General features: G+C 60.5%; 19 protein-coding genes. 4 read left to right on the forward strand and 15 right to left on the reverse strand.

Annotated elements, in window-relative coordinates; genetic code table 11:
• Positions 1-39: 39 nt before the first annotated feature.
• Positions 40-480: an ACT domain-containing protein gene (locus J3351_RS06760; RefSeq protein ID WP_035394385.1), complete on the reverse strand. Its 441-nt coding sequence runs from the start codon at positions 478-480 to the stop codon at positions 40-42.
• Positions 481-624: 144 nt separating this feature from the next.
• Entirely contained in the window at positions 625-3,075 is a 2,451-nt protein-coding gene (locus J3351_RS06765) for a transglycosylase domain-containing protein (protein ID WP_207697391.1), read from the reverse strand.
• Between the two features lie 442 nt (positions 3,076-3,517).
• On the opposite strand from J3351_RS06765, the gene J3351_RS06770 reads away from it, so the two are divergent.
• A complete protein-coding gene (locus J3351_RS06770; protein WP_207697392.1) occupies positions 3,518-3,907 on the forward strand; it encodes a hypothetical protein in 390 nt (129 codons plus the stop codon).
• A 74-nt stretch (positions 3,908-3,981) separates the two neighbouring features.
• Here the strand turns inward: J3351_RS06770 and J3351_RS06775 are convergent, their stop codons facing one another.
• Together J3351_RS06775 and J3351_RS06780 are read right to left on the reverse strand one after the other, a co-directional pair.
• A complete protein-coding gene (locus J3351_RS06775; protein ID WP_207697393.1) occupies positions 3,982-5,676 on the reverse strand; it encodes a DAK2 domain-containing protein in 1,695 nt (564 codons plus the stop codon).
• A gap of 28 nt (positions 5,677-5,704) precedes the next feature.
• Positions 5,705-6,055 carry an Asp23/Gls24 family envelope stress response protein gene (locus J3351_RS06780; protein ID WP_005933848.1) on the reverse strand — a complete coding sequence of 117 codons (351 nt, stop codon included), beginning with the start codon at positions 6,053-6,055 and terminating at the stop codon, positions 5,705-5,707.
• Between the two features lie 372 nt (positions 6,056-6,427).
• On the opposite strand from J3351_RS06780, the gene J3351_RS06785 reads away from it, so the two are divergent.
• Complete coding sequence (locus tag J3351_RS06785; RefSeq protein ID WP_097770740.1) at positions 6,428-6,895, forward strand: CBS domain-containing protein; 468 nt, start codon at positions 6,428-6,430, stop codon at positions 6,893-6,895.
• 416 nt (positions 6,896-7,311) lie between these two features.
• Here J3351_RS06785 and J3351_RS06790 read toward each other — a convergent pair whose 3' ends face one another.
• From J3351_RS06790 to J3351_RS06800, 3 genes are all read right to left on the reverse strand, one after another.
• Positions 7,312-8,787: an AAA family ATPase gene (locus J3351_RS06790; protein ID WP_207697394.1), complete on the reverse strand. Its 1,476-nt coding sequence runs from the start codon at positions 8,785-8,787 to the stop codon at positions 7,312-7,314.
• A gap of 179 nt (positions 8,788-8,966) precedes the next feature.
• Complete coding sequence (locus J3351_RS06795; RefSeq protein WP_035394391.1) at positions 8,967-9,329, reverse strand: type II toxin-antitoxin system HicB family antitoxin; 363 nt, start codon at positions 9,327-9,329, stop codon at positions 8,967-8,969.
• Positions 9,313-9,570: a type II toxin-antitoxin system HicA family toxin gene (locus J3351_RS06800; RefSeq protein WP_097770738.1), complete on the reverse strand. Its 258-nt coding sequence runs from the start codon at positions 9,568-9,570 to the stop codon at positions 9,313-9,315. Before J3351_RS06800 ends, J3351_RS06795 begins: the two co-directional genes overlap by 17 nt.
• Before the next feature lie 183 nt (positions 9,571-9,753).
• On the opposite strand from J3351_RS06800, the gene J3351_RS14250 reads away from it, so the two are divergent.
• Positions 9,754-9,876, forward strand: a complete 123-nt coding sequence (locus J3351_RS14250; protein WP_255536694.1) for a hypothetical protein — start codon at positions 9,754-9,756, stop codon at positions 9,874-9,876.
• 268 nt (positions 9,877-10,144) lie between these two features.
• Positions 10,145-11,929, forward strand: coding sequence for a Na/Pi cotransporter family protein (locus J3351_RS06805; protein WP_207697395.1), 1,785 nt, complete (start codon positions 10,145-10,147; stop codon positions 11,927-11,929).
• A 435-nt stretch (positions 11,930-12,364) separates the two neighbouring features.
• On the opposite strand, the gene J3351_RS06810 is transcribed toward J3351_RS06805, so the two are convergent.
• From J3351_RS06810 to pyrH, 8 genes are all read right to left on the reverse strand, one after another.
• On the reverse strand, positions 12,365-16,618 hold the full coding sequence (locus tag J3351_RS06810; protein ID WP_207697422.1) for a PolC-type DNA polymerase III: 4,254 nt from the start codon (positions 16,616-16,618) through the stop codon (positions 12,365-12,367).
• A gap of 376 nt (positions 16,619-16,994) precedes the next feature.
• Entirely contained in the window at positions 16,995-18,041 is a 1,047-nt protein-coding gene (ispG, locus tag J3351_RS06815) for a flavodoxin-dependent (E)-4-hydroxy-3-methylbut-2-enyl-diphosphate synthase (RefSeq protein ID WP_005933865.1), read from the reverse strand.
• A 19-nt stretch (positions 18,042-18,060) separates the two neighbouring features.
• Positions 18,061-19,209, reverse strand: coding sequence for an RIP metalloprotease (locus tag J3351_RS06820; RefSeq protein WP_207697396.1), 1,149 nt, complete (start codon positions 19,207-19,209; stop codon positions 18,061-18,063).
• Positions 19,210-19,218: 9 nt separating this feature from the next.
• Positions 19,219-20,370 carry a 1-deoxy-D-xylulose-5-phosphate reductoisomerase gene (dxr, locus tag J3351_RS06825; protein ID WP_099357205.1) on the reverse strand — a complete coding sequence of 384 codons (1,152 nt, stop codon included), beginning with the start codon at positions 20,368-20,370 and terminating at the stop codon, positions 19,219-19,221.
• Between the two features lie 16 nt (positions 20,371-20,386).
• Positions 20,387-21,247 carry a phosphatidate cytidylyltransferase gene (locus J3351_RS06830; protein ID WP_005933875.1) on the reverse strand — a complete coding sequence of 287 codons (861 nt, stop codon included), beginning with the start codon at positions 21,245-21,247 and terminating at the stop codon, positions 20,387-20,389.
• 30 nt (positions 21,248-21,277) lie between these two features.
• Positions 21,278-21,991 (reverse strand): polyprenyl diphosphate synthase, encoded by a 714-nt coding sequence (gene uppS, locus J3351_RS06835; RefSeq protein ID WP_035394393.1) that lies wholly within the window; start codon positions 21,989-21,991, stop codon positions 21,278-21,280.
• Between the two features lie 112 nt (positions 21,992-22,103).
• Positions 22,104-22,658, reverse strand: a complete 555-nt coding sequence (gene frr, locus J3351_RS06840; RefSeq protein WP_097772273.1) for a ribosome recycling factor — start codon at positions 22,656-22,658, stop codon at positions 22,104-22,106.
• 87 nt (positions 22,659-22,745) lie between these two features.
• Positions 22,746-23,456, reverse strand: coding sequence for a UMP kinase (gene pyrH / locus J3351_RS06845; RefSeq protein WP_005933880.1), 711 nt, complete (start codon positions 23,454-23,456; stop codon positions 22,746-22,748).
• Positions 23,457-23,546 lie beyond the last annotated feature (90 nt).

Consider the following 23,546-nt stretch of genomic DNA (forward strand, 5'->3'; position numbering starts at 1 on the left):
TCAGCCCTCGTTCCTATTTCCTAGCTGTTCTTGGTGCCCTTACAGGTTATACCCGCAGTGCACGCCCACCACCATGCGCTGGCGGCTCAACCGCTCCGTCAGCTCCTCAGGGGTCATCTGCATGGTATCGGTGCGGATGGTAACGGCAACCAGCGCAGCGCCGTTTTCCGGCGTGGACTGGTTGATGGTAACAATGCTTGCCCCGGCGGCGCTGATGCCCGCCAGCAGGCTTTGCAGCGCGCCTGTTTCATCCCGGAGCGTTGCCATTACGGTCACGACCTCGCGGCCATTTTCGGAATCAAAGATGCAGTCCTTATATTTATAAAAAGCACTGCGCGAAAGATCCACGCTGCGGGTGGCAGCCGAGATGCTGCGCACTTCCCCGCTTGCCAGAAGCTCCTTGGCCTTGACCACTTTCAGGAAGACCTCGGGCAGGACCTCCGCGTCCACCAGATAAAAACGGCGTTCCAACTTGTTCACCTCACAAACACAAGTGTTCTTACAGGGAATATAATAGCATCCGGCCCCCTGCATTGCAAGAGACCGGATGCTTTTTTGTCAGATTATCCAGTTTTGGAGCGTGAAGTGGCAAGCTGTCGCACCGGAATTGAGAAAGTAATACTGTTAGTCCGTATCCAGCCCGGTGGTATCCTGACCCACAACGGGGGCGGTGTCCGCGCTCTGCGCTGCGGCCACGCCGCTGCTGTGGGAGTAGTTGCAGGTATCGGGCAGGTCATCGGCACGGTAGTAGCCGGTGGCGCGGCTGGGGCAGTTGGCCCCGGCCAGCAGGCCGCTCTGGGTGCAGTAGGCGCGCTCCACCACGCCGTCGCTGGTGGGGAATGCCTTATAGGGCAGGTTTGCCTGCACCTGCTCCATATAGGCCTTCCACGCCGTGACACAGGTGCGGGTCTTGGCCTGATTCTTGCCCAGGGTGTTGGTCATATCGTAAGGCGCGTCGTAGCCCCACCAGACAGCGGTGACGTAGTAGGGCGTGCCGCCCACGAACCACAGATCTTTTTCGTCGCTGGCGGTACCGGTCTTACCAAAGGACTCCATGCCGTTGGAGTTGGGGTAGCGGCCGCTGGCGGTGCCCACGTTGGAGTAGAGCACGTTCTTGAGCAGACGGTTCATAATATAGGCTGTCTGCGGGGTCAGGGCCTGATAGCTGGTGGCGTTGTTTTCCAGGTAGATGTTGCCGTCCCGGTCCAGCACACGGGTGTACAGGTGCGGGGTGGTGTACTCGCCGTCATAGAAGATCTGGAAGGCAGCGGCCAGCGCCGTGGGGGTCACGCCGTGGGTCTGGCTGCCCATGACCATCTGGGCAAGGCCCACGTCGTTGGCGGGGTCCAGGGTGGTCAGCTGCAGGGTGTTGTAGACAAAGTTGAAGATGTTGCTTGCGCCCACCAGGTCGCCCACCCGGATGGCGATGGTGTTCAGGGAGCGGGCCAGACCGTTCCACAGGGGCAGGTCGCTGCCGTCGCCATAATTGCCGCCGTAGTTGCGGGGCCAGCTGCGCCATGCGTTGGGGTAGGCCTTGAGCTGACTGTCGGAAAGGCCCATCAGGCCGTTTTTGCGGCAGTAGTCCTCATCCCGGATGACCATGTCCTGCTTCTGGTACAGGGGCGAGTTGTTGAGCATGGTGGACCAGTTCACCAGCCCGTACTCCACGCCCAGCGCGTACGCGCCGATGGGCTTGATGGTGGAGCCGGTCTGCCGGGTCACACTGTAAGCACGGTTCAGGGAAAGGCTCTTGGTCTTTTCGCCCAGACCGCCCACCATGGCCAGCACATTGCCGTCATAGTCCAGTGTGACCATGGCCGCCTGGGTGCGGACATTGCGGTAGTAGTACACGGTGCCGTCGTCGCCGGTGCGGGTCTTGGGGGTGCCGTCGGCGTTCATCACCTGCACGTCATCGTCCGAGATGCTGGTCACCTCTTCCTCATGCCAGCCGGCCGGGAAGTAAGCGTCGCCCTCGTTGAGCATCAGGTTCTCCATGGCCGTCTGCATCTTGGGGTTGACGGTGGCCTCGATGGTATAGCCGCCGGTGTAGAGCATGGACTGGGCCGTGGATTCGTCCACGCCCTCCTTGTCCATGATGTCGTGGACCACCTCGGTGAAGAGGGCATCGGTGAAGTAGCTGGTCACGGAGGAGGTCTTCTTGTTGGTGTCCTCCTCGGCCAGCACAAGGGGCTGGGCCGCGCCGTTGCGGTAATCCTCCTCCGAGATGATGCCCTGCTGCCACATATTATACATGATGAAGTTGCGGCGGTGGATCAGGTTCTCGGGGTTGGTGTAGGGGTTGTAGTTGGTGGGGTTCTTGGTGATGGACGCGATGGTGGCGCACTCCCAGAGGGTGAGCTGGCTCACGTCCTTGTTGAAATACTCGTTGGCCGCTGTCTGAACACCCTGAATGGTGCCGGTGAAGCTGATGGTGTTCAGGTAGGCCTCCAGAATGGTCTCCTTGGAGTAAGCGCGGCTCAGGCAGAGGGCGCGGTAGATCTCGCGCAGCTTGCGCAGCGCACCCTCCACGCCGCTGGCGCTCTTGTCGCTGGTCAGGTTCTTGATGAGCTGCTGCTCCAGCGTGGAAGCGCCCTGCTTGGAGCTGTAGATGGGCAGCAGATACTCGTTGACCATGGCACCGATGGTGCGCTTGAAGTTCACACCCGGCTCGTTGTAGAAATCCTTGTCCTCGGTGCAGATGAACGCATACTGCAGGTTGGTGGGGATCTGTTCCAGGTCTGCCCAGACGCGGTGGCTGTTGGAGGAGCGCAGGGTGGCATACTCCACCTGCGCGCCGGTGTCGGGGTCGGTGGCCACCACGGTGCTGGACTGGCTCAGCTCGATGTTGTCCAGGTCCAGCAGGTTGCCGTCGTTGGCCGTGGCCTGCACGGCGTAATACACCGCCGCCACTGCCGCCAGGCTGCACACCATGATGCCCAGGCAGATGAGGGTAGCCAGCGTGCGGCCCAGCGCCCTGAGGACGGGGTGCTTCGCCTTTTCCCGGGGCTCCTTTGGCTCCCTGGGGGCACGCCCGCGCTTGGGCGGCTCTTCCCTGCGGCTGTTGCTCACATTCACTTTACGTCCCCCCGTGGGCTGCACGTCCGTGCGTGCAGCGCCGCGGTGGATCTTTCTCGATTCGTTTGAGATAAGGATCGCCTCCTGACCTGCTTAAACGGTTATTCCTGACAAGTTCATCCTCTCTGCCATCCTCACCCTCTCAGTCTCGCTTCGCTCGACAGCTCCCCCAAAGTGGGAGCTTCTGACGAAATCGGAAACTTTGCCGGGTGCTGCCAAGGCCTCTCCCTTTGGGAGAGGTGGCAATGCGCCAGCATTGACGGAGAGGGCGAGCCCGCTGTCGGGGCTGAACCCTATTTCTAATCAGATACTGCTAGTATAGCACACTTCCCCCCGTAAAGTACAGCATTCCGGTGTGAAAATTGTGCGCTTCTGTCTCAGGGGCGGCATTTTTGCGCATACTACCGCTGGAAAGACCCGCTGGAAAGGAGTGATTTTCTCCATGCGGAAAGTAGTTCTCTGCCTGTTTTACGCCCTGTGCGCCTTTGCCATCGCCTTCAGCCTGTTCTGGATGGCCCTGCCCCGGCTGGCGCTTCCCTCCCCTGCACCGGGAGCAGACAGCGCCGCCGAAACGCCGGTGCCCTCCGGGCCGAGCCTTGCGGCCCAGACTCTGCCCGACACCGGCCAGCCCACCCAATACCTGCTCCGGGACGAGGGCGGCATGGTGGTCGTCTACACCTGCGGGCCGGACGGCTCCCCCACCCGCCTTGCCCGGCAGACGGATATTTACGTCAACCTCCTGCCAGAAAACGACGCACTGCGTGTCAAGCAGGGCATGACAGTGACGGGTGATGCCGCCCTGCAGGAGGTGCTGGAGGACCTGGGCGGGTGAATCAACAAACCCCCTGTACCAGACCATGGTACAGGGGGTTTGTTTTGCGGTTCTGTTTCAGCCGGAGTGCAATTTTACTCCACGCTGATCATATAATAGTATACGGGCTGGCCGCCGCGGATGTGGCTGACCTCAACGTGGTTGGGGCACTTTGCCTTGACGATCTCGGTCAGCTTCTCGGCCTCCTCGTCGGAGACATCGCAGCCGGAGATGATGGTGACAAAGCTGGAGTCCTTCTTGCACATGCTGCGGGCCAGGCGGTAGGTGGCCTTGGTCAGGTCGGTGGAGGTGGCAACGATCTTGCCGTTCTCCAGAGCCATGATCTCGCCCTTCCGGATCCGCTTTCCGTCAAACTCGCTGTCGCGGGCGGCGTAGGTGATGAGGCCGGTGCTGACCTTGTCGGCGGCGGCCATCATGTTGATGGTGTTGGTCTCAGCGTTGGCGGAGGGGTCGAAGTTGAGCAGCGCGGTGATGCCCATGGGCACGGTGCGGGTGGGCAGAACGATCACCTGACGGTCAGCCAGCTTCTGGGCCTGCTCCGCTGCCATGATGATGTTCTTGTTGTTGGGCAGCACGAACACGGTCTTGGCGGGCACGCTCTGGATAGCGGCAAGGATGTCCTCGGTGGCGGGGTTCATGGTCTGGCCGCCGGAGACGACAGCGTCCGCAGCCAGGTCGGTGAACACGGCCTTCAGGCCCTCACCGGCGGCAACGGCCACAAAGCCGTAGTCACGGCTGGGGTCCACTGCGGCGTAAACGAACTCGCTGGCCTGTGCGGGAGCCTTTTCAGCGGAGGCCTGCTTTTCCAGGCTCTTGCCCTGCTTCTGGCGGGCCAGGAACTGCTCGTGCATGTTCTCGATCTTGAAGTTGGTCAGGTAGCCGTACTTGATGGCCTCGCTCAGGATCTTGCCGGGGTCAGCGGTGTGGACATGCAGGTTGATGACATCGTCATCCTCGATGCAGACCACGCTGTCGCCGTTGGATTCGGCAAAGGCGCGCATCTTTGCGGCGCTTGCGCCCTCGTACTTGTTGATGAGGAACTGGGTGCAGTAGCCGTTCTTGATGTCCTCCACCTTCATCAGGTCGTCGGTGAACACGCCCTTGCCTGCGTTCTCGGTGGAGAGCTTGGCCTTGTTGGGGGTGCCCTCGCCGCCGGCCACCATGGGTTCGCCGTGGAACACCTTGCCCATGCCCTCAAAGATGATCATAATGCCCTGGCCGCCTGCGTCCACAACGCCGGCCTTTTTCAGCACGGGCAGCAGGTTGGGGGTATCCTCCAGCGCCTTCTGGCCTGCGGTCATCACCACGTCCCACAGGGCGGGGATCTCCTCGGCACCGCAGGCGGCAGCTTCCTCGCTGGCCACCCGGGCAACGGTCAGGATGGTGCCCTCGGTGGGCTTCATCACGGCCTTGTAGGCACCCTCCACGCCCTTTTTCAGGGCGGCGATGATGTCGGCGGTGTCGGCTTCCTTCTTGCCTTCCAGCGCCTTGGAGAAGCCGCGGAACAGCAGGCTGGTGATCACGCCGGAGTTGCCGCGCGCACCGCGCAGCATGGCGGAGGCAGCGGTCTTGGCGGCCTCACCCACGGTGCAGTTGTCGTCCAGTGCGTTCAGCTCTGCCACGGAGGCCCCCACCGTCATGCCCATGTTGGTGCCGGTGTCGCCATCGGGCACAGGGAAAACGTTCAGCTCGTCCACACGGGAGCGCTGGTTGTTGATGTTGTTCGCGCCGGAGATGATCGCGTCGCGCAGGATCTTACCAGAAATCATTGTCCTTACTCCTTAATAAACAGTTCCATCAGGCGATCACGTCGTCCACCGACACGATCACACGGGCAACCTTCAGGCCGGTGGCCTGCTCCACTTCGTCCTTGACGCGGTGCGAGATGCTGCGCGCGGCGGTGGAGATGTTGAGCCCATAGCTGACGGCAATGTGCAGCTCGATCACGAGACGGCCCTCTTCCTGTGTGACACGAACGCCCTTTTCAGAGTAATCGTTGCCGCGCACCACGCTCTTGACCACGTCGGTCAGGTCGCGGGGGGTCATTGCGGCCACGCCGTAGCATTGTTTGGTTGCTTCGCCTACCAGCGTAGAGAAGTACTCGGCGGAAAAGCTGACATCTCCCAGCGGGAAACGGGAAGTGATCATAGTCGCTCTGCTCCTTTATTTGAAATCTTGTTGGGGTGGCCCGGCTTGCGGCGGCAAACCCGCCGCATACCGGGAAAGGAATCGGTATCCTTATTATACAACTTCCCACGCCCTGTGTACAGCACAATTTCCAAAGGGCGGGCAATGTGAGCCGATTCGTGCTCCTATTATACCACAAAACCCTGCCCTGTGCACGGTTTTCCTGCATGTTTTGCAAAAAGGCCGGACGCGACTGTGAATAAATTCTAAAAAGTATGATTTTTGACTTTATCCGCCTGTGAAAAAGTGCTAAAATCAAAGCAGAGAAACGGGAGCTGCGCCCTTACGGCAGAACCACTGTTTACGATAGGATAACGATAGGAGAGCTGTTTGATGAACATTTTGTTTTTCCTTTCCCCCAAGCAGGACCTGATGTATGTCTACGATGACTTCACCCTGCGGCAGACGCTGGAAAAATGGGAGAACAACCGCTACGCATCCATCCCGGTGCTCAACCGCAAGGGCGAGTATGTGGGCACCCTGACCGAGGGGGATATCCTTTGGGGGCTGAAACAGCAGCACGGGCTGGATATTGAAGCCGCCGAGGATGTGCCCATCTCGAGCTTTGCCCACAAGCGGGATTACAAGGCCGTGACCGTCACCACCAGCATGGACCAGCTGATCGAAGCGGCCATGAACCAGAACTTTGTGCCCGTGGTAGACGACCGGGGCATCTTTATCGGCATCGTGCGGCGGCAGGCCATCATCCGCTACTGCTACGACAAGGCCCGCACCGAGGCCCGGAAGGCCCAGAGCGCCCCGGATGCCTGCCCCAAGGGCAGCCTTGCGGCGGGAGGTTGAACTTTACGCCATGCCAAAGGCCCCCCTATTAGCGGGGGCTGTCGCCGCAGGCGACTGGGGGGTTAAGCCGTAAGCTGCTGGAGTCAAACCCCACCGTCATCCCTACGGGATGCCACCGCCCCTAGTAGGGGCGGCCTTGGCAAAGAGGCAGAGCTTTACGCCATGCCAAGGGCCCCCCTATTAGCGGGGGCTGTCGCCGCAAGGCGACTGGGGGGTTAAGTCCAGCACCCCCCTAAAGGCCGGGCCGCACTTGGCTCCCCTACTAGGGGAGCTGGCGCGGAGCGCCTGAGAGGTTCAACCATCAAACCCCAACGAACCCCCTTCGGTACACACCATACCGGAGGGGGTTCTCGTTATACTCTCTATTTTTGTTGGATTTGTTGATTCTGTTGCAAGCACCAACAAAAACAACAAAATCAACAATACTTATGTCTTAACGATAACTGTGCAGATGATGAATCTGCAACTGTGTTATCGATACGCTGTTGTCTGAAGCAATGGCGTTTTGCAGAACTGCCATTGTCCTGCATCCAGTGCTTCACCGCATCCCTCTCCCACAGCATCGGCTCAAGCTCGGTGATGCGCTTAGCCAATGCCTGCGAGGTGGGTGCCAGCTCGGTATGGGCGTACCGCTGGCCCATCTCCATCAGGTTCTTGGAGTAGCCGCTCCATGTTCCATCCCCCTGCTGCAAAAGCACCCGCAGGGTCTTGACGATGGGCTCTGCCTCATACTCAGCCACCCGGCGCTGCGCGGCCAGCTGGGCCGCCGTGCCCTGCATGACCCAGCGGCAGCGGGCCTTATCGAAGCGGACGACCCGCTCGCACTGCTCGATGTCGCGGCCGGTGAGCAGAAAGCCTGCTTCATCGTCCATCCGGCTCTGCTTGTCCAGCACGATGGTGAAATCCGCCGCGCCCAGGATGCCGGTGGAGCCGTTGATGTTATCGAAGCTGTCCTCGGGGTTCTTGCTCTTGCGGGTGTGGTGCACCAGCAGCACGCAGATGCCCCGGCTGTCGGCAAAGGCCTTCAGCCTGCCCATGTAGTCGTAGTCGGCATCGTAGGCATTCTCAAAGGGCTTTGCCTTGGGCTTGATCTTGGATAAGGTATCGATGCAGACCAGATGGATGTCCGGGTTGGCATCCAGATACTCGCCCAGCGTTTCCAGCAGGCCCTCGCCCAGCCGCTGGGCCTGAAACATAACGTGCATGTTAGCCGGGGCGGGCCTGCCCTCCAGCAAGCGGCGCAGGCGGGTCTGCATCCGGCTCTTGCCGTCCTCCAGGGCGAGGTAGAGCGTGCCGTGCTGCCGGGTGGGGAACCCCAGAAACGGCTCCCCCTGTGCCACGGCAAGGCAGAGGTCCAGCATCATCCAGCTCTTGCCCAGCTTGGGCTTTGCCACCAGCACCCCCATACCCATGGGCAGCAGGCCCTCCACCACATGGCGGATGGGCGGCAGCACCATCTCAGACAGCTCCCGGGCCGACCACGCCTGCACCCCGGCAGGCTTTGCGGTCTCCGGCTCCGGGGCAGCCTGCTGCGGGGCGGCCTCCGGGTCGGTCAGGCTGTTGATGTAATCGGCGTAATCCTCGCCGATGCGGGCCGCGAACGCCTCCTTTCCGATCTGCTCGTACTCGTCGGCCACACGGTCCTGCCAGCGCCGGAGCTTGAGCTCCAGCCCGTTCCAGAGCCGCAGTTCCCGGGCCCGCTCCTGCACCAGATGATACCGCTGGTTCTGGTCCGCAGGCTGGCCCCGGAAGGTAAACCAGAAGGTCAGCCGGGAAAAGAGCTTTTCCTCGGTGTCGGCCTTGTCCAGCCACCGCAGGAAATCGTTCTCGTCCGCCGGGCTGAACTGCTTTGCCTCCCGCCAGTTCCCCACTGCTTCCTTCATTTCGTTCATGGAAACACCTCTTTCTTTTGCATTACACAGCGTTGTTTTGTTACCCAAAGTGTAACACCTTTTGGTTGTGTCGTCAACGAGTATGTTCCGGCGATTTTTCGCGCGAAAAATGCGAAAAAAGAGGGAGAAAATAAGAAAAGCCCCCGCTCACCAGAGCGAAGGGCCGGAAAGCTTTCCTTTTACCCTGCGTGCAGGGCATCATTTTTTGCCAGCAGGTAAACGCAGTACTGATTCATGCTGATGCCTTCCCGCTGGGAGTGCTCCGCCAGAGCGCGGTGCAGGCTGCGGGGCAGGCGGAGCTTGAACTGCCCGGAGTAATCCTCCAGACTGTCCGGCATCGGAATGGATACGCCCTCTTCCAGTGCGGCCTCCAGCCAGACCCTCTTAGCATCCCGAGCATTCTCCACAGCGCTTTCAATGGTCTCGCCGCAGGTCAGGCACCCCGGCAGATCGGGATAGGAGACAACATAGCCGCCCTCTTCCCTGTCCTCTACAATCTCCATCCGATACGGAAGAGCCAGATATTCATTCAGCGTTTTCATCGTTTTTCGCCTCACTCTCTACGATCTGACGCACCATTTCCACATATACTTTCTTGATCGGTTCGTGCTTGGGTATCGTAATGGGCATACAGCCCGCTTTGCGGAAGGTATAGTGGCTGCTCCCGCTCCGGGGGGCAGTCATCTGATAGCCGTAGCTTTCCAGCACCTTGCGCAGCTCATCAAACCGCAGGTCTTTGGAAAGCGCACAAATGCGTGCCAGCAGCTTATCCCATTGAGACATCTTTTATTCCCTCGTCTTTGTGGTGTCGTATGTGGTGTCATATTCATTATATGCTGGCTTATGAAAAAAGTCAAGCGGACTGCTTGAAAGTCCCCCTTATCGTATCCCGCATCTGGTATACTCCTCTTGTCGAACAAAACAGGAGCGGCCCGGAGGCGGGCCGCAGGAACAGGAGGGAACACCATGAGTGAGTACGAGATCCGATCTGTAGGCGGCCATGTGGAGGTTTATACCCGGGGCGGGGTGTTCCTCTTCTCGGCGGACACGGTGCGGGAGGCCATGGAGGAGCTGGACGAGGCCGCATGACATATTCCCGGCAGTTCCCGGAAACATGTCAGGAGCGCGCGGGGAAAGTTCAAATGTAAAATACCTGTAAAATATAAGAAAAGAACCGTTGACAAAAGGACAAAACGGCGCGGAAATGCAGTAAAAATGCAAAAAACATGTAAAATAACGCTTGTTGTCCGGGGGAGTTCAATGCTATAATAAAAAGGACGGCGTTCAGGGCAGGAAGCCCCGGGCGGCCGTCCTTGGTTTGTTTTAAGAGCAAAAGGAAGTTTTTAGGAGTATCGAGATGGATATCACACACATCACCTCATTGTTGGGCGGTATTGCGCTGTTCCTCTATGGTATGTCGATCATGGGTGCCGGCCTGGAAAAGCTGGCGGGCGGCAAGATGCAGGGCGTGCTGCAGAAGCTGACCTCCTCCACCATCAAGGGTGTCATTTTCGGCACCCTCATCACCGGCGTGATCCAGTCCTCCGCAGGCACAGTCGTCATCTGTGTCGGCCTTGTCAACTCTGGCATTATGACCCTGACGCAGTCGGTGGGTGTCATCATGGGTGCAAACATTGGTACCACGGTCACCGGTCAGCTCATCCGCATGGCGGATATCTCGGGTGACAGTCTCCTGCTGACCCTCATCCAGCCCAAGACGTTTGCGCCGGTGGTGGCATTTGTCGGCTGCATTTTTTATGTGTTCCTGCGCAACGCCAAAAAGAAGAACGTCGGCCAGATCATGCTGGGCTTCGGCATCCTGTTCACGGGCATGAGCCTGATGGACACCGGCGTGTCCCCCCTGCGGGAGAGCGCAGCCTTTCAGGAGCTGTTCGTCAGCATGACCAACCCCGTGCTGGGCGTGCTGGTGGGCATGGTCGTCACCGTCATCATCCAGTCCTCCTCGGCCTCGGTGGGTATCCTGCAGGCCTTGTCCAGCACCGGCCTTGTCACCTTTGGCAGCGCCATCCCCATCATTCTGGGTGCCCACATCGGCACCGCCTTTACCCCGCTGCTGACCATCGGCGGCTCCTCCAAGGACGGCAAGCGCGCCGCCCTGATCCACCTGTATTTCAACATCATCGGCAGCTTTGTGCTGCTGGGTGCCATTTACGCCGTGCGGTACACCATCGGCATCCCGGTGTGGGGCGACGTGATGAACAAGAGCACCATTGCAAACATCCACACCCTTTCCAGTGTGGCGGCCATGCTGCTGTTCCTGCCTTTCAGCAGTGTGCTCTCCAAGCTGGCCATGCTCACCGTGCCCAACAGTGCCGAGGAAGCACAGGAGATGAGTATGCCCGTGCTGGATGAGCGTCTGTTCAAGAGCCCGGCCGTGGCCCTGCAGCAGGCCAAGAGCGCCGTGGTCAAGATGTCCCGCCGTGCCGCCCGCAACGTCAGCCTCTCCACTCCCCTGCTGCTCAAGATGGATGAGGACGTGGTGAGCGCCATCAATGTGCGGGAGAACCTCATCGACCGGATGGAGGTGGAGATCTCCAATTACCTCATCAAGATGACTGACCAGGAGCTGGGCGACGACGAGAGCCACGCCGTGACCGAGCTGCTGAACTTTGTCACCGAGTTCGAGCGCATCGGCGACTACGCCGTGAACATTCAGGAAAAAGCTGTGGAGCTCTACGAGAAAGAGGCCTCCTTCAGCGACATTGCCAAGAACGAGCTGAAGCTGCTGGATTCCGCGCTGGAGCAGATCCTGACCCGCACCAACGATGCCTTTGAGAACGATGACATCGCGCTGGCCCGTCAGGTGGAGCCGCTGGAAGAGGTCATCGACATTCTGGTGGAGAAGCTCCGCGACGGCCACATCAAGCGCCTGAAGGACGGCATCTGCTCCATTGATACCGGTGTGGTGTTCCTGGATGTGCTGAACAATGTGGAGCGCATCTCCGACCACTGCTCCAACGTGGCGGCCCGTCTGGTGGGCACCAGCGAGGGCGATGACTACGATTCCCACACCCTCAAGAGCCTGATGCACCACAACCCCAGCAAGGAATACTCCCTCATGTACGAGGAGTGCTGCAAAGAGTACCTGACCCCGCTGGCCGCTATGGAAAAGGAAGCGTAAAGGGGGCCAATGCCCTGCGAGGGAAGTGGGCTGAACCTCTCAACCTTCGCTATCAACGGGCAGGCCTCGCCTTCGTCCAACCTCTCAGTCACGGGCTAACGCCGTGACAGCTCCCCTAATAGGGGAGCCCTTGGCAGGCCGTCGCGTTTTCGTGGTCTGACGCTTCGCTCCTGTTTGCCCTGCTGGCGCAAAGTCTTACCCTTGCGGCAGATGCCGGTTTTGGAGCCGACAGGCGATCATTGCGAAAAATGAACCCTATGCCAAGGCCTCCCCTACTAGGGGAGGTGGCAAAACCGTCAGGTTTTGACGGAGAGGTTTAATACCTGCTGCACCACACAACTCAAAAATCCCCTGCCGGATATTGGCAGGGGATTTTTTGTTGCACTTGATGAACGATTCGGAGCCTGAGCCTGCCTCCCCCAAAAAGTCAAGGGGTCAGAAGAAGCTCACCTGGCTGCTTTCGGGCAGGTCTGCCAGCACACCGGCGCTGCGCAGGCTTTCCAGCACGGCGCTGGTCACGCCGGTGGCCTGCTGGAGCTCCTCCACGGAGATATACTCCTGCCCGTCGATGGTGGCACGCTCCAGCGAGGCGGCGGCAGTGCCGCCCACGCCTTTCAGGGCACAGAAGGGCAGGCGCACCTTGCCATCCTCCACGATATACTTGTTGCCGCGGCTCTTGCCCAGCTCAATGGGCAGGAACTCATACCCGCGGGAGAGCATTTCGTTGACCAGCTGCAGGCTGACCAGCACGTCTTCGTCCTTGGCGTTCTTCTCCTCTTTCAGGCGGCGCTTCACCGCCTCCATGTGGGCGCGGGCCACAGCCGCACCGCCCACAGCGGCCTCATAGTCGATATCATCGCCGCGCACGGTGAAGTAAACGGCGTAGAACTCTGCCGGGCGGTAGAGCTTGAACCACATCAGCCGGATGGCGCTCATCAGGTAGGCCACAGCGTGGGCTTTGGGGAACATATACTTGATCTTGCGGCAGGACTCGATGTACCAGTCCGGCACCTCGTGCTCCCGCATGGCTTCCTCCCAGCCGGGCTTGAAGCCGCCCTTGGCCACCTTGCCCTTACGGACCGCCTCCATGATATCAAAGGCCATCTTGGGCTCCAGCCCCTTGCGCAGCAGGTAGAGCATGATGCTGTCACGGCAGCCGATGACCTCCGCGATGGTGCAGGTGCCGCTGCGGATCAGCTCGTCGGCGTTGCCGGTCCAGACATCGGTGCCGTGGGACAGGCCCGAGATCTGGATCAGCTCTGAGAAGTTCCGAGGCCGGGCCTCCACCAGCATTCCGCGCACGAAGTTGGTGCCCATTTCCGGGATGCCGAAGGTGCCGGTCTGGCTGTCGATCTGCTCCGGGGTCACGCCCAGCTCCTCCGGGCTGGTGAGCAGGCTGTACACCCGGGGGTCGTTCATGGGGATGCTGTCCACAGGGATGCCGGTGTACTCCTCAAAATACTTGTAGAAGGTGGGCATATCGTGGCCCAGCTCGTCCAGCTTGAGCAGGGTGTCGTGGAGGTACTTGAACTCGAAATGCGTCGTGAGCAGGCCGCCCGCCACATCATCCGCCGGGTGCTGGATGGGGCAGAAATCGTAGATCTCGTAGGTATCGGGCACAACCACCATGCCGCCGGGGTGCTGGCCGGTGGTGCGCTTGACACCGGTGCAGCCCAGGGTCAGGCGGTTCTCCTCGGCGTGGTTGACGGTTTTGCCGCGGGCCTCCAGATACTTTTTGACGTAGCCGTAGGCGGTCTTGTCCTGAATGCCGGACACCGTGCCCGCCTTGAACACATTGGCCTTGCCGAAGAGCTCCTCGGTATAGCGGTGGACGTTGGACTGATACTCGCCCGAGAAGTTCAGGTCGATATCAGGCTCCTTGTCGCCGTAGAAGCCCAGGAAGGTCTCAAAGGGGATGTCGTGGCCGTCCACCAGCATCCGGGTGCCGCAGTGGGGGCAGTCCTTGTCAGGCAGGTCAAAGCCGTCGTCCACGCTGCCGTCGGTGATGAACTCGCTGTACTTGCACTTGGGGCAGCGATAGTGGGGCGGCAGGCTGTTGACCTCCGAAATACCCGAGAAGTGGGCCACGGCAGAGGAGCCCACCGAGCCACGGCTGCCCACCTGATAGCCGCCCGCGTTGGAGTAGGCCACCAGCTTGACGGCAATGACGTACAGAACCGCGTAGCCGTGGCCGCAGATGGAGTCCAGCTCCTTTTTCAGGCGGTCCTCCACGATCTTGGGCAGGGGGTCGCCGTAATCCCGCCTGGCGTGTTCCCAGGTGGCATCGCGCAGCTGCTGCTCCGCGCCCTCGATGCTGGGCGGGTAGGTGCCGCGCGGGATGGCCCGCACGTTGTTGTCGATGGTGGCCGCGATCTTGCGGGGGTTGGTCACCACGATCTCGTAGGCCTTTTCCTTGGGCAGGTAGCTGAACTGCTTCAGCATATCCTCAGTGGTGCGGTAGAACAGCGGGGGCTGGGTGTCCGCATCCTTGAAGCCGTTGCCCGCCTGCAGCACCGTGCGGTAGATGGCATCCTCCGGCTCGGTAAAGTGCACGTCGCCGGTGGCGATGACCGGTTTGTGCAGGTCCTCGCCCAGCCGGATGATGGTGCGGTTGAAGTCCTTGATGACTTCCTCGCTCTCCACCTTGCCGTCCCGCACCATATACTCGTTGTTGCCCAGGGGCTGGATCTCCAGCACGTCGTAGTAGGAGGCGATCTTCTTCAGTTCCTCGTAGGAGCGCCCCTCCACAACGGCACGGTAAAGCTCGCCCGCCTCGCAGGCGCTGGTCAGGATCAGGCCGTCGCGGTACTTGTTCAGCAGGCTGCGGGGCACACGGGGCTTCTTGAAGAAGTAGTTGACGTGGGCCTCGCTCACGATCTTATACAGGTTCTTCAGGCCCATCTGGTTCTTGACCAGAATAATGAGGTGGAAGTACTTCTTTTTCAGCACCTCCCGGTTGCCGCCCAGACCGGTGTTGATGCCCTCCACGGTGGTGACCTCTTTCTCGGCAAGGTCACTGAGCATGACGCAGAAGATGCGGCCCAGCGCGGCGGAATCCTCGCAGGCGCGGTGGGCCTCGTAGCTGGGCAGCTCCAGATGCTTGTTGATGGTCCCCTGCTTGTAGTTGTGCAGGCCCGGATACATGGCCTGGGCCATGGTCAGGGTGTCGATATAGGTCGGCTCAAAGGAAATGCCGCTGCGCTTGGCGGCGGCTTTCAGGAAGCGGATATCGAACGCATGGGCATTGTGGGCCACCAGGATGCGGCCATCCGCGAACCGGAGAAAGGCTTCCAGCGCTTCCTTTTCCCCGGGGGCATCGGCCACCATCTCGTTGGTGATGCCGGTCAGCTCGGTGATCTTGGGGGTGATGGGCTTGCCCGGCTTGACAAAGGTGTCGAACTCCTCCACCACTTCCCCGTTCCGCACGATCACCGCGCCGATCTCGGTCAGGTACTCCACGCCGGGGTCCAGGCCGGTGGTCTCGGTGTCAAACACGCAGAACTCGCCGTCCAGCGGCTGGTCCTTCACGCCGTAGACGCAGGGCACCATATCATCCACAAAGTAGGCCTCGCAGCCGTAGATCAGCTTGAAATCCGGGTCGCTCTTGTGGATCTCGTCGGTGGCCAGCATGGCCTCCGGGTAGCCCTGACAGACACCGTGGTCGGTGATGGCAATGGCAGGGTGGCCCATCCGGTGGGCCAGCTTGACGATGCCGCCCGGGTCGCAGAAGGCATCCATGCTGGACAGCTTGGTATGCAGGTGAAGCTCCACCCGCTTTTCCGGGGCGTTGTCCTCCCGCTTTTTCCGCTCCACGAACAGGACATCGTAGGGGTAAACGATGTAGTCGTGCTCGTACTTGTCGTAGGTGCAGTCGCCGCGCACCAGCAGGGTGGTGCCCTTGGCGATGTTCTCCCACTTGGAGCAGTCCTCCCCTTCCTGCGCGCGGATCTTCAGGTTGATGGAGCCGGTGTAATCGGTGATGGACACCGTATAGATCTTGCGGTAATTGCCCTTGACCTCGGTAAAGAACACATCGCCCCAGATCACGCACTTGCCGCCCTCGCCGCCCAGGTCCTTGAGGGGGGTGAGGTTCTTGGGGGTGAACATCTTGCCGTGGAAAATGGTCACGGGCTTGTCGGTCAGGTCAAGGCCCTCCACCTTGATGGAGGGGGCAGTGTTCTTTTTCTCGAACTTGACCACCGGCGGGGCGATCTTGCGCTCCAGCTTTTCCTCCATCTGGCGCTGTTCGGCCTCGCCCACCGCGCTTGTCAGGGTGACTTTGGGCCTGACACCGGTGTGGGCGGCAACGCGGTCCGCCAGCAGGCGCTCAAACTCCATCTCCTGCAAAAACTTGGTGCCGTGGCAGACCCCCACCGTGATGTTCTGGCCGGTGATGGTGATCCGGCACCGGTCCAGAAAGCCGTTGATGGGGATGCCGTCCCGCTTCATCTCCTCCATCAGCTCCCGCAGGGCGGCTTCGTCCAGCGCGGCATAGCCGAAGAGGTTGTCGATCTTCAGTTCAAAGCCCTCATAATCCGGCTGCAGGGAGGCCAGCAGCCGGGCGCACAGCCCCTTGTCCAGCGGGGCGGCACTGCGCAGGGTAAAAACGACCTGCCGCTCCTGCCGCAGCATCCGGGCATGCTCCACGATCACGCGCCCGAAACTGGCCGCGAAATCCGGGTCCGCCATGAACTGCGGCCATAGCTGAGATACAAGTGGTGTCACGATGGGTTACTCCTTTTGATGTTATTTCCGAACCTCTCAGGCTCTTCGCCTGCGCCCTCTCCGTCATCCCTGCGGGATGCCACCTCTCCCAAAGGGAGAGGCTATTGCGGCATGACCTTTAGGGGGTGCTGAACTTAACCCCCCAGTCGCCTGCGGCGACAGCCCCCGCTAATAGGGGGGCCTTTGGCATCTCGTAAAGCTTCATCTTTTTGCCAAGGCCGCCCCTATTAGGGGCGGTGGCATTGCGAAGCAATGACGGTGGGGTTTGACTCCAGCAGCTGCTCCCGGCTCAACCCGTACGGTGGCATCCCGCAGGGATGACGGTGGGGTTTATTTCCTTTTAAATCTTATAGATCTCCTCCATAAACTGGTCGAGGATATTATCGCCGGTCAGCTTCTTGATGGGCTGGCCGTGGATGAAGAGGACAGCCTCGCCCTTGCCGCCTGCAATGCCGATATCGGCTTCGCGGGCCTCGCCGGGGCCATTGACCACGCAGCCCATCACGGCCACCTTGATGGATTTCTTATAGCCCTGCAGGCGCTTTTCCACCTCGTTGGCGATCTCGGTGCAGGGGTATTGGGTGCGGCCACAGGTGGGGCAGGTGATGACCTCGGGGCCAGCCACGGGGAAGCCCACGGCGCGCAGGATGTTGTAGCCTGCTTCCACTTCCTTCTCGGGCTCGGCGGCCAGCGAGACGCGGATGGTATCGCCGATGCCCTCCAGCAGCATCCCGCCGATGCCCATGCCGCTCTTGAGCAGACCCATCTGGTAAGTACCGGCCTCGGTCACGCCCACATGCAGGGGGTAATCGGTCACAGCGCTCAGCTGGCGGTAGGCCTCCATCATGCGGGGCACGTTGGAGTTCTTGATGGAGATGACGATGTTGTTGAAATCGAACTTCTCCAGCAGGCGGACATGGTACAGGGCGCTTTCCACCATAGCCTCGGGCACGGGCGCGCCATACTTTGCCAGGATGTGCTTTTCCAGGCTGCCGCCGTTCACACCGATGCGGATGGGGATGTTCTTCTGCTGGCAGGCCTGCACCACGGCCTTGACCCGGTCGTCGTCACCGATGTTGCCGGGGTTGATGCGGATCTTGTCCACACCAACGTCGGCGCAGGCCAGCGCTGCCTTGTAGTCAAAGTGGATATCCGCCACGATGGGGATGTTCACCGCGTTCTTCACGGCCTCGATGCACTTGGCATCCGCCGCGCTGGGGCAGGTCACACGCAGGATCTGGCAGCCCGCCGCCTCACAGCGCTTTGCCTGGGCAACATTGCCCTCAATGTCCTCCACGGGGACATTCAGCATGGTCTGCACCGCAATGGGGTTGTTGCCGCCAATGGTCACATTGCCGATCTTCACTTCTCGTTTCAGCTGCCGCATGGTCGTTTTCCTTTCCGTATCACATTGCCCCGGTAATGAGCCGGAGGATATCGTTGTAAGTTGCAAAAATCATCAGCCCGAACAGCAGCGCAAAGGCTGCCACGGTCAGGCCGCTCTGGATCTTTTCGGGCACGGCATGGCCGGTCACGCCCTCAATGAGCAGGAACACCACTTTGCCGCCGTCCAGCGCCGGGAAGGGCAGCAGGTTGAAGATGCCCACATTCACGGTGATGAGCACCAGCATCTCCAGCAGGTCCTGCCAGCCGTAGCTGGCGGCCTGCCCGATGGCCGTTACGATGCCCACCGGGCCGGAGAGGTCGTTGATGCTCTCCCGCCCCCGCAGCAGGTCGGAGAGGGAGGCAAAGATGATGCGCCCGTAGTAGAGCACGCTGTTGCCTGCCTCTTTCAGCACGTTCAGCGGTGTTTTTTTGATGCCGTAGACCGTAAAGCCCAGGCTCATGTGGGTCTCGCCCCTGTCATCCTGCCAGGTGTCGAACTGCACACCGGGCAGCTCCACCTTTTTGCCGTCCCGCAGAACGGTGAAATCGGCGGTGTAGTCCTCCGTGCGCATCAGCTCATAGAGGATATCGTTTGCCACAAAGCAGCGGCGGCCGTTCACCGCAAGGATCTTATCCCCTGCCTGCAGGCCGGTCTGGCCGCAGAGGGCGTTTTCCTCCACCTGATAGAGGACCTTGCTGGTGATGGGCTCGCTCTGGACCGTGATGAGGATGGCCATGACCACAAAGCCCAGCACAAAGTTCATCCCGGCACCCGCCAGCATGATGAGGGCCCGCTGCCAGACAGGGGCCTCATTCAGAGGAATACCAGCAGGCTTTTCCTCCTCGGGGGAAGTCTCCGCTATGCCAAGGGCTCCCCTATCAGGGGAGCTGCCGCCATCGGCGGCTGAGGGGTTTGACCGTTCCTCCGCCTGCTTGCTCTCGGGGCTTTCCTCCCCTTCCAGCGCCACAAAGCCGCCCACGGGCAGGGCGCGGATGCTGTACTGGGTGCCCTTGCGCACCCGCTTGCACAGCACCGGCCCCATGCCGATGGAGAACTCGTTGACCTGCACACCGCAGAGCTTTGCCACTATGAAGTGGCCGAACTCATGGATGGCGATCACGGCGCTGAACACGAACACCGCAGCAATAAAGGTGACAATAAAAGACATCAGTTCTCCTTACAGGTGCGCTCTCACAAAGGCGCGGGCCATCTTGTCGCACTCATACACATCGGCCAGGGTATAATCGCCGCCAAAGCTGTCGCTGTCCACAACAGCCTCCACCAGTCGGCCGATATCAAGGAAGCCGATCTTATCCTCGAGGAAGAGCTTGACTGCCTCCTCATTGGCACCGTTGGCGGCGCAGGGGCCCAGACCGCCCTTCTTGATGGCCTTCTTGCAGGCAGCCAGGCAGCGGAAGGTCTCCTCGTCGGCCACATCGAAGGTCAGCAGCTTCAGGGTGGTAAAGTCCAGCTCGGGCACCACACCGGGCACACGGGCCGGGTAGGTCAGGGCGTACTGGATGGGGATGCGCATATCGGGCACGCCCAGCTGGGCGATGATGGAGTTATCGCTGTACTGCACGGCAGAGTGGACAATGCTCTGGCGCTGCACCACGATCTGGATCTTCTCGGGGGGCAGGCCGAACAGCCAGACTGCCTCGATCAGCTCCAGACCCTTGTTCATCAGGGTGGCGGAGTCGATGGTGATCTTGGCACCCATGTTCCAGTTGGGGTGCTTGAGGGCATCGGCCTTGGTCTTGCCCCGCAGTTCCTCGGTCTTCATGCCGAAGAAGGGGCCGCCGGAGGCCGTGAGCAGGATCTTGGTCAGGCTCTTGGCGCTCTCCTTGTCCTGCAGGCACTGGAAGATGGCGGAGTGCTCGCTGTCCACAGGCAGCAGCTTCACGCCGTGCTTTGCCACGGCCTGGGTCACCAGGTGACCGCCCGTGACAAGGCTCTCCTTGTTGGCAAGGGCCAGATCATGGCCGCTCTCAATGGCGGTCAGGCTGGCACCCAGACCGGCGATGCCCACCACACTGTTCAGCACCACATCGGGGCCGTCCATGGCGGCCAGCTCCTTCAGGCCCTCGGGGCCGGTCAGCAGCCGGGGGGCGTTGGCACGGCCCGCCAGCGCCGCGTCCAGCCGGGCGGCGGCATCGGGGTCGGTCATGCAGACATACCGGGGGTGGAACTCCTCGATCTGCTCCAGGATCTTCTCCACATGGCTGTGGGCGGAAAGGCCGAACACCTCATACCCCTGGGCACGGATAACATCCAGGCTCTGGGTGCCGATGGAACCGGTAGAACCCAGCAGCGTGATTTTTTTAGACATAAGCTACCTCCTGCATTCAGTGATAGAAAACAGCGATGACCACCATGGTGACGAACGGCGCAATGAACATGACGCTGTCGAAGCGGTCCAGAATGCCGCCGTGGCCCGGGAAGATGGTGCCATAATCCTTGATGCCGCACTGGCGCTTGACCACGCTGGCGAACAGGTCGCCGTAGATGCCCAGCACAGCGGCCACGCAGGCCAGCAGGGCAATGATCACGTACATCGAAACGCCGATGTTGGTGCGGGTGAACGCCTCCATCCGGTTGGCCGCAATGGAGTAGATCACGGTGGCGATCACGCCGAACACCATGGTGCCCAGCACGCCGCCAATGGCTCCCTCCACGGTCTTTTTGGGGCTGACCACGGGGCAGAGTTTGTGCTTGCCAAAGGCTCTGCCTGCAAAGTAGGCGCAGGTATCGCCGCCCCAGGCAAAGCAGAGGATGAGCAGAATAAAGAACATCGCGTCATAGCCGTAGGTCTCCACCGGCAGCAGCTCCTTCAAACGGATAAAGGAGTAGAAGCAGAAGATCACGATGCCGGAAAACATCACCAGACCGCTGGCTTTTGCAAAATCCACCTGTGCGTTGCGCACCACCAGATAGATGCCGAAGAACAGCACCATCAAGAATGAGGCCGGCATGACCAGCCGCCGCCACACCTGATAGCTGGACAGCATGATCAGCAGGGTGTAGGGCACGAACACGGCGTACATGGGCCATTCCTTTCTGCCAAAGCCCAGGGCCTTGAAGACCTCGTGGATGGCGATCAGGGTGATGGCGGCAATGACAAAATTGAACACCAGCGTGTCAAAGGTGAACAGCACCCCGATCAGGACGAGGATGCCCACAATTGCGGTTATGATACGAGTTTTCATTCAAATTTCTCCTTTTGGGAATTGCAAGGGTCAGATGCCGCCAAACCGGCGGGAGCGCTTGTTGAACTCCGTGATGGCGGCATCCAGGTCATCACGGGTGAAATCAGGCCAGAGCACATCCATCTCCACCAGTTCGGCGTAGGCGGCCTGCCAGAGCATGAAGTTGGAAAGGCGCTTCTCGCCCGAGGGACGCAGGATGAAATCCGGGTCCTTCTGGCCGGCGGTATACATGTGGTCGCTCATCATCTCTTCGGTGATGTCCTCGGGCTTGAGGGTGCCCTCTGCCACCTGCTGGGCCAGCTGCCGGGCAGCCCGCACGATCTCGGGGCGGCCGCCGTAGTTCACGGCAATATTCAGGGTCATGCCGGTCTTGGCAGCGGAGTCCTCCTCCAGCTCGTTCATCAGCTTCTGGAGCTTTGCATCCAGCGCAGCCCGGTCGCCCAGGAACTTGATGCGGATGTTGCGGTCCTTATAATTGAAGCCCTTGAGCAGATACTCGCCGAACAGCTTCATAATAGCGGAGACCTCTTCCAGCGGGCGCTTCCAGTTCTCGGTGGAGAAGGCGTAGAAGGTCACGGACGAAACGCCCAGCTCCTCGCAGTAGTTGGCGATATCCTGAAACACGGCGGCTCCCTTTTTGTGGCCCGCGGTGCGGGGCAGGCCCCGCTGCTTGGCCCAGCGGCCATTGCCGTCCATGATGATGCCGATGGAAAGGCCCTCGGCAAATTCTTTGGGATGGTTCATAATCATTCTCCTGCGTTTACGGGGTGGGGGTTCCCTGCCCCGGTTTCGGCAAAAAGTGCCGCGCACTCGTTCCAGCGCACGGCACCTCACACGTTTCGTTTCGCCGCGGCGATCAGACGGACATGATTTCCTTCTGCTTTTCCTCAACGGCTGCGTCGATGTTCTTGATATACTTGTCGGTCAGCTTCTGGACCTCTTCTTCCATAGTCTTCTGGGTATCCTCGGTCAGCTCACCGGCCTTCTTCATGGCCTTGGCCTTGTCCATAGCGTCACGGCGGACATTGCGCACGGCCACCTTGGCCTCCTCGCCCAGCTTGGCAACTTCCTTTGCCAGCTGCTTGCGGCGCTCCTCGGTGGGAGCCGGGAAGTTCAGGCGGATGGTGGAGCCGTCATCAATGGGGGTGATGCCCACGTCGCTGGCCATGATGGCCTTGGTGATGGCGCGCAGCAGGGTGCGGTCCCAGGGGGTGATGGTCAGGGTGCGGGCCTCGCTTACGGCCACAGAAGCCACCTGCTGGATGGGAGTGGGGGCACCGTAGTAGTCCACGCTCACCTTGTCCAGAACGGCGGGGTTGGCGCGGCCTGCACGCACAGCGGCCAGCTCGCGGTCCAGATGCTCCACGGAGCTCTTCATCTTTTCTTCAAATGCCTTGGTGTTGCTGCTCATTGTCCTTTTCTCCTGTTATATATTGTTCTGCACAGGCGCTGTGATTGCTGCCTGTTCCATTCTATGGTACGGGGATGCGGGCTATGCTCAGCCCTCGTAGACCAGGGTGCCAACGTTCTCGCCCTGCACGGCCTTTGCAATGTTGTCCGGGTCGGCCAGGTCAAAAACCAGGATGGGGAGCTTGTTGTCACGGCAGAGGGTGGCGGCAGTGCCGTCCATCACAGCCAGGCGATCCTCCAGCACCTTGGTAAAGGTCAGGGTGTCGTACTTTTTGGCATCGGGATACTTGTGGGGGTCCTTGTCATACACGCCGTCCACCATGGTGGCCTTGAACATGATGTCCGCGCTCACCTCAACGGCACGCAGGGCCGTGGTGGTGTCGGTAGAGAAGAAGGGATTGCCGGTGCCGCCGCCGAAGATGGCGATCTTACCGTCTGCCATGGCCTTCAGGGCATCCTTGCGGGTAAAGGCGGGGGCCACCTGCGGCATGGTGATGGAGGTGAACACCTCGGTCTCCACGCCCAGCTGCTCCAGCTTGTCGGAGACGGCCAGCGCGTTCATCACGGTCGCCAGCATTCCGATCTTGTCGGCCAGGGTGCGCTCCATCTTTCCGCTGGAACGACCGCGCCAGAAGTTGCCGCCGCCCACCACGATGCCGATCTGCACGCCCAGGTCGTGGGCCTTTTTCACGCCGCCGCAGATCGCGTCCATGGTCGGCTCGTCAAAGCCGGTGCCCTTTTCGCCGCCCAGGGCCTCGCCGCTGATCTTCAGAAGGATCCGCTGATATTTCAATGCCATATCAATACACCACCTAAATCATTTCTCTCATCAGGCCGGAGTTTCCCCTGCCCCTGATTTATTCATCTTATTTTACTATAAAATCGCTTC

The organism is Faecalibacterium sp. Marseille-Q0746 (assembly GCF_017377595.1).
Lineage (GTDB): Bacteria > Bacillota > Clostridia > Oscillospirales > Ruminococcaceae > Faecalibacterium > Faecalibacterium duncaniae.

Coding starts and splice junctions, on each gene's coding strand:
- J3351_RS14250 (WP_255536694.1), top strand. CDS start 9,754: ATGAGTGAGTACGAGATCCGATCTGTAGGCGGCCATGTGGAGGTTTAT.
- J3351_RS06795 (WP_035394391.1), bottom strand. CDS start 9,329: ATGAAAACGCTGAATGAATATCTGGCTCTTCCGTATCGGATGGAGATT.
- J3351_RS06800 (WP_097770738.1), bottom strand. CDS start 9,570: ATGTCTCAATGGGATAAGCTGCTGGCACGCATTTGTGCGCTTTCCAAA.
- J3351_RS06775 (WP_207697393.1), bottom strand. CDS start 5,676: ATGATTTCTGGTAAGATCCTGCGCGACGCGATCATCTCCGGCGCGAAC.
- dxr (WP_099357205.1), bottom strand. CDS start 20,370: ATGTCTAAAAAAATCACGCTGCTGGGTTCTACCGGTTCCATCGGCACC.
- J3351_RS06820 (WP_207697396.1), bottom strand. CDS start 19,209: ATGTCTTTTATTGTCACCTTTATTGCTGCGGTGTTCGTGTTCAGCGCC.
- pyrH (WP_005933880.1), bottom strand. CDS start 23,456: ATGGCATTGAAATATCAGCGGATCCTTCTGAAGATCAGCGGCGAGGCC.
- uppS (WP_035394393.1), bottom strand. CDS start 21,991: ATGAACCATCCCAAAGAATTTGCCGAGGGCCTTTCCATCGGCATCATC.
- J3351_RS06810 (WP_207697422.1), bottom strand. CDS start 16,618: ATGGCGGACCCGGATTTCGCGGCCAGTTTCGGGCGCGTGATCGTGGAG.
- J3351_RS06830 (WP_005933875.1), bottom strand. CDS start 21,247: ATGAAAACTCGTATCATAACCGCAATTGTGGGCATCCTCGTCCTGATC.
- frr (WP_097772273.1), bottom strand. CDS start 22,658: ATGAGCAGCAACACCAAGGCATTTGAAGAAAAGATGAAGAGCTCCGTG.
- J3351_RS06805 (WP_207697395.1), top strand. CDS start 10,145: ATGGATATCACACACATCACCTCATTGTTGGGCGGTATTGCGCTGTTC.
- J3351_RS06790 (WP_207697394.1), bottom strand. CDS start 8,787: ATGAACGAAATGAAGGAAGCAGTGGGGAACTGGCGGGAGGCAAAGCAG.
- J3351_RS06770 (WP_207697392.1), top strand. CDS start 3,518: ATGCGGAAAGTAGTTCTCTGCCTGTTTTACGCCCTGTGCGCCTTTGCC.
- J3351_RS06785 (WP_097770740.1), top strand. CDS start 6,428: ATGAACATTTTGTTTTTCCTTTCCCCCAAGCAGGACCTGATGTATGTC.
- J3351_RS06780 (WP_005933848.1), bottom strand. CDS start 6,055: ATGATCACTTCCCGTTTCCCGCTGGGAGATGTCAGCTTTTCCGCCGAG.
- ispG (WP_005933865.1), bottom strand. CDS start 18,041: ATGCGGCAGCTGAAACGAGAAGTGAAGATCGGCAATGTGACCATTGGC.